The sequence below is a fragment of the Limimaricola cinnabarinus LL-001 genome, from assembly GCF_000466965.1.
GTDB lineage: Bacteria > Pseudomonadota > Alphaproteobacteria > Rhodobacterales > Rhodobacteraceae > Limimaricola > Limimaricola cinnabarinus.
The window spans coordinates 1-972 of sequence record NZ_BATB01000167.1 but is presented as its reverse complement, the minus strand read 5'-3'; the positions used below and the strand labels follow the sequence as shown (position 1 = coordinate 972).

The following is a 972-nucleotide window of genomic DNA, read 5'->3' as shown; positions in this document are numbered from 1 at the left end:
CCCGACCCGCTACCGCACGACGAACTGGTCCGACTACAACGCTGCGCTGCGCAAGCGCGGCTCGCTGTCGGTCTGGTTCGATCCTGAGATGGTCTGGCACGCCGGCAAGACCGGGAAGCGCGGACGGCCCGAGACCTTCTCGGACGCTGCGATTCAAACATGCCTAACGCTGAAAGTGCTCTTCGGTCTGCCCCTTCGGCAGACGGTTGGATTGGTCGAGAGCTTGGTCCAGATGGCTGGGTTGGATTGGCCGGTTCCGGACTATTCGACGCTGTGCCGCCGACAGGCGCGGATCTCAGTGCAGGTCCCGTATCGCGCGTCAGGACAGCCGCTAAACCTGTTGATCGACAGCACCGGCATCAAGTTCCGCGGGGACGGCGAGTGGCAGGCTCGAAAGCATGGCCCGTCACGCCGGAGGCAATGGAGGAAAGTCCATATTGCCATGGACGCGGGCACCGGGGATGTGCGCGCGGTCGAGTTCACCTCGAGCCGCCAAGGCGACAGCCCGTTGCTGCCGGACCTGCTGGCGCAGATCCCGCCGGAGGAGGCGATCGGCACGGTCACCGCAGATGGTGCCTATGATACGCGCCGCTGCCATGACGCCATCATCGACCGAGGCGCCGAAGCGGTCATACCGATCCGTCGCAATGGCCGTGCCTGGAAAGAAGACTGTCCCGCCGCCACCGCGCGAAACGAGATCTTGCGGGCGACCCGGCATCTGGGGCGAGCGCTCTGGAAGAAGTGGGCGGGCTACCACGTCCGAAGTCGGGTCGAGGCCCAGATGAACTGCCTGAAGCTCTTCAGCGAGAGGATCATGTCACGAGATCCCGACCGCCAAACCGCCGAAATCCAGATCCGCATCGCCATCATGAACCGCTTCTCGGCCCTTGGCAGGGCCGAGATCAAAGCTGTCCGCTGAAGAAAGGCGGGAAAGGGAGCGTCATGCTCAAAGCTGATTTGCGCAACATCGCC

General features: G+C 63.9%; 1 protein-coding gene. It reads left to right on the top strand.

The genetic code is table 11. From position 1 onward, the window contains the following. Positions 1-919: IS5 family transposase (locus tag MBELCI_RS18910; protein WP_045320569.1), on the top strand; the 919-nt coding region annotated here is incomplete at its 5' end. Between the last annotated feature and the right edge of the window lie 53 nt (positions 920-972).